Below are 3455 nucleotides of genomic sequence, written 5' to 3'. Positions count from 1 at the left end.
CGACATCAAAAAGAACAACTTTTGTATACTTTAAAGTTAATTTTTGAACAGTAATTTCAAGTAACCTAGCAAAAAAGAGCATTTTTACTGTCTCACAAGTGTCACAAAGGGGTCTGTGTGACTCAATACTGTCACAGTAGTGTCTCACAAGTGTCACAGAAAGCATTTTTTACGTACCCAGGAAAAGTCGGGCACTGCCGGACACTCCAGCTCGTCTGGGGGCAATTTTCCCTTATGCTCTTTCAAATTTTTAATCGTTACAGGAGATGTGTTCCAAAGTGAGCTTATTTCATGACAGGTAGGGTGTTTCATTTTTGCTGCTTGTCCGTCAGGCTATCGTTTGAAAAACGAACATGAAGATCGACCAGGTGGGAGTTCGCACAAACACATTTTTAGAATAAAAAGTATGTGTGTAAGTGCGCCCTTTACCCTTTATGATCAATAACTTTTTATACAGATTCGGCTAAATACTCGTAAGAACGCTGATCACCTTTTAAACAATTTTTACGGTTAATAATTTTAATAGACCCAAAAAAAGAGTCACCAAATTCGAGATTGTATAGCGAATTTTTATTAAAGTATTCAGCACTAGGAAATTTAAAAATGTGTTTTTTTGGTTCTGCAGATTTACCACCAATAATGTTTCTTTTTTCTCCTGTTCCATTTTCAACCGTATACTTTTCAATACTGAGCTCGTAACTTGAATTAGCGTTATTTTCTTTTATATATAAATTGGCAAGCACGATTTTTCACCTCCTTCAAAGAAAATAAATTCTTAGATAAAGCCTTAGTGTAATTATAAATTATAAAGTCAATAAAAGCGTACATATGTTCTACATGATGTAATATAAATATGCCTCCAGGAATATTCCTGGAGGCATATTTATATTACATTAGAGCTATTAATTTTTATTTTCTCTTCTTTGTTTTAACATCTGTTCAAATTCTGATTTGTTCTTTGCAAAATCATTATCCAAATTCGAGATTTCTTTATTGTTATTCGTCACAATTTTGAAGTCATTAGCTTGTTTTTCTTCTTTTTTAAAAGTGAAAGTATAACCAGTTACTTTATTTCCACGTGTTTTTGCTTTCTTTTTGATAATAGTAAGACCTGGGAAAATAGGGCTTAGTTCTTCTCTGATTGGTCGTAATACCTTTTGATCTATCTGACCTACCTTATAACTCTTAGGAACGTCTAGGAGCTCTCTGAAGTCCTCTATGTTTAATTCAAGCCTTCCAGTGGTCCTGTATTGCTTCAGGAGTCTAAACATTGTCTTAGAGTATGTACTATGCAATTCGTTAAACTGTTGGAGGCTGAACCTCGTCCATTTACTTAATTCATTCAACATATGACTAAGATCAGGATTTAGTTTTACATCTAGATAGCCTTCATCGCCGACAATTTCAAAGCCTGTAAATAGGACAAACACACGCACATTTAATTTTGAGCGTTTCCCTACAGTTAGAGTAAGCATTTTTTGATATGTATTCTCTAAATCACTAACAAAACGTTCTGTCGATGTTTCTTTATAATCGCTTAGCTCTTTTAATTCTTTGAAGTCAAAACGTACTGTGTGCGTGCCTTTCTCCCTCATACGTGAAATCATAGAAAAGAATAAGTTCATCTCACGAACACTGAATTTTCGAAAGGGAATAGTATTTAATTCATTATGATATTTCACAATTTCATTTGCCATAAAATCCCTCCTACCAATACTAACGTAACACTACAGTTGATATTTATAAATACTTTATTTATTTTGTTAGTACTTATAACCAAGTAAAAGGGTACTTATAACCAAGTAAAAGAGTACTTATAACCAAGTAAAAGGGTACTTATAACCAAGTAAAAGAGTACTTATAAAATTCTTAAAGCCTTGGCGTTCTAAGGTTAAAAACACTCTAAAAGAGGTTTATAAAAGAGGTAATAAAAGAGGTAGAAAAGAATAAGAAAAAACCCATGTCTAAAATAGACATGGGAAAATCAAAATCGTTAGAGGAATATCTGTATTATTAATTTTAAAAAGCAAAAAAAGAAAATCAAAAATTAAATCGCAATCAGAACGAGTAAATTCAAACTCAAATTCACTTTCTACTTTTTTTTTTAATTTCACTTTCATTGTTAAATCACCTCTACCAGATATTTAAGGTAAATTTCTCTCTTTTCTTAAAATGTTCTAAGAGCTCAATTAACAAGAAAGAAATTCCTCTCTGTAGCTAGAACGGTTCAGGTTCTAGCTAGAAGAGAAAATTTTTCATTTTTATTAAAAGAACTTAGACAACAAAAAAAACACCCCTGGATAAACAGGGGTGTTAAAGATGGATCATTTACCTTATATATATATTGTTCTTTCCTTCCATAGTCAGCTAGGAGCAGTGTCATATCAGCATTTCAAATTAATGATTTTTTAGAATTCATAAAAGGAAAAAACAAAAAGCTGCTGTTAGAGTCTTAATAAAGCAATCAGAGAAGGTAATTTCTAATTTAATTTTCATCTTTTTTTCTCCTTTCTAATCAAACCGAAAGGTCCAAAGAAAAAAGAAGAGTCTCCAATCACCTCTCTTACATCTCAATTAATAATATTCTTTGCAGGATTGCCAAAAAATAAATTGAGATGTAATCTTGAGGTATATCTATTAAGGAGATCTACTAATCCCTTACGAACCGTTGCCAGGTATAAAAAACTGTGACCGCAGTTATTTAAATACCAAAGGTGACGGTTTTTTTATTTTTAATTCTGGTAAAATAATAGCATTCCCTTAATTTATTAACAACCGTTTCATTTACAAACGTTTAATAGTTTACTAAAATGAAACAAAATGAATTAAAGGAGGCCTTCCATGACTAAGTTTGGGAATGAATTAAAGAAAATACGCGAGAATAGAAACATGAGTTTAACTGAATTAGCCAGACTTACAAATTTCTCTAAAAGTTATATATCGCGTATAGAACATGGAAATTCTTCAATACCTAAACCTGAAACAATTATAAAAATTGCTCAAGCATTAAACATAAGTAGAACTCCATTATTAAAAGCTGCTGGATATTGGGATGAACACGAAGAAGTAGAAAAAGATATTAAAGCCAAAAGTGAGCATATTAAAATAGCAAATTTTCAACCTCTCGATGGAATCCAATACATAGTTGGAGCTCCACGTACTTATCCTTTAGTAGACGAATTCAATATCACTCGTGAAGCAAACGATGATGATGTTCTAGACTTGTATTACTTGTTAAATATGAGTATAGCCACTACTAACTCAGTAAATGAAAAAAACTTTAGTAAAGAACAACTCAAAGAGGTCAAAGAGAATTCACCTAAAGATATTTTAGAGATGAGTAATATCCCAATTAAATATAAAGGTAGAGTACTTTCTCGACATCAAAAAGAACAACTTTTGTATACTTTAAAGTTAATTTTTGAACAGTAATTTCAAGTAACCTAGCAAAAAAG

At 31.5% G+C, this 3455-nt stretch carries 3 protein-coding genes; 1 reads left to right on the top strand and 2 read right to left on the bottom strand.

Translation table 11 applies throughout. The features are described 5' to 3' along the window. Positions 1–449: 449 nt before the first annotated feature. Together ACTRXH_RS15950 and ACTRXH_RS15945 are read right to left on the bottom strand one after the other, a co-directional pair. Positions 450–743, bottom strand: coding sequence for a hypothetical protein (locus ACTRXH_RS15950; RefSeq protein WP_474283019.1), 294 nt, complete (start codon positions 741–743; stop codon positions 450–452). 159 nt (positions 744–902) lie between these two features. Then, on the bottom strand, positions 903–1697 hold the full coding sequence (locus tag ACTRXH_RS15945) for a replication initiation protein (RefSeq protein ID WP_474283017.1): 795 nt from the start codon (positions 1695–1697) through the stop codon (positions 903–905). A 1144-nt stretch (positions 1698–2841) separates the two neighbouring features. Between ACTRXH_RS15945 and ACTRXH_RS15940 the strand changes: the two genes are divergently transcribed. Then, a complete protein-coding gene (locus tag ACTRXH_RS15940) occupies positions 2842–3432 on the top strand; it encodes a helix-turn-helix domain-containing protein (protein ID WP_474283015.1) in 591 nt (196 codons plus the stop codon). The last annotated feature ends 23 nt before the right edge of the window (positions 3433–3455 follow it).

It is taken from the genome of Marinococcus sp. LNHM5E3-2.1, from assembly GCF_056034365.1.
Note: the sequence above shows the minus strand (reverse complement) of the source record. Positions and strands in the feature narration are given on the sequence as shown.

Excerpts from the sequence above, each read along its gene's own strand:
- ACTRXH_RS15940 (WP_474283015.1), top strand. The coding sequence starts at position 2,842 with ATGACTAAGTTTGGGAATGAATTAAAGAAAATACGCGAGAATAGAAAC.
- ACTRXH_RS15945 (WP_474283017.1), bottom strand. The coding sequence starts at position 1,697 with ATGGCAAATGAAATTGTGAAATATCATAATGAATTAAATACTATTCCC.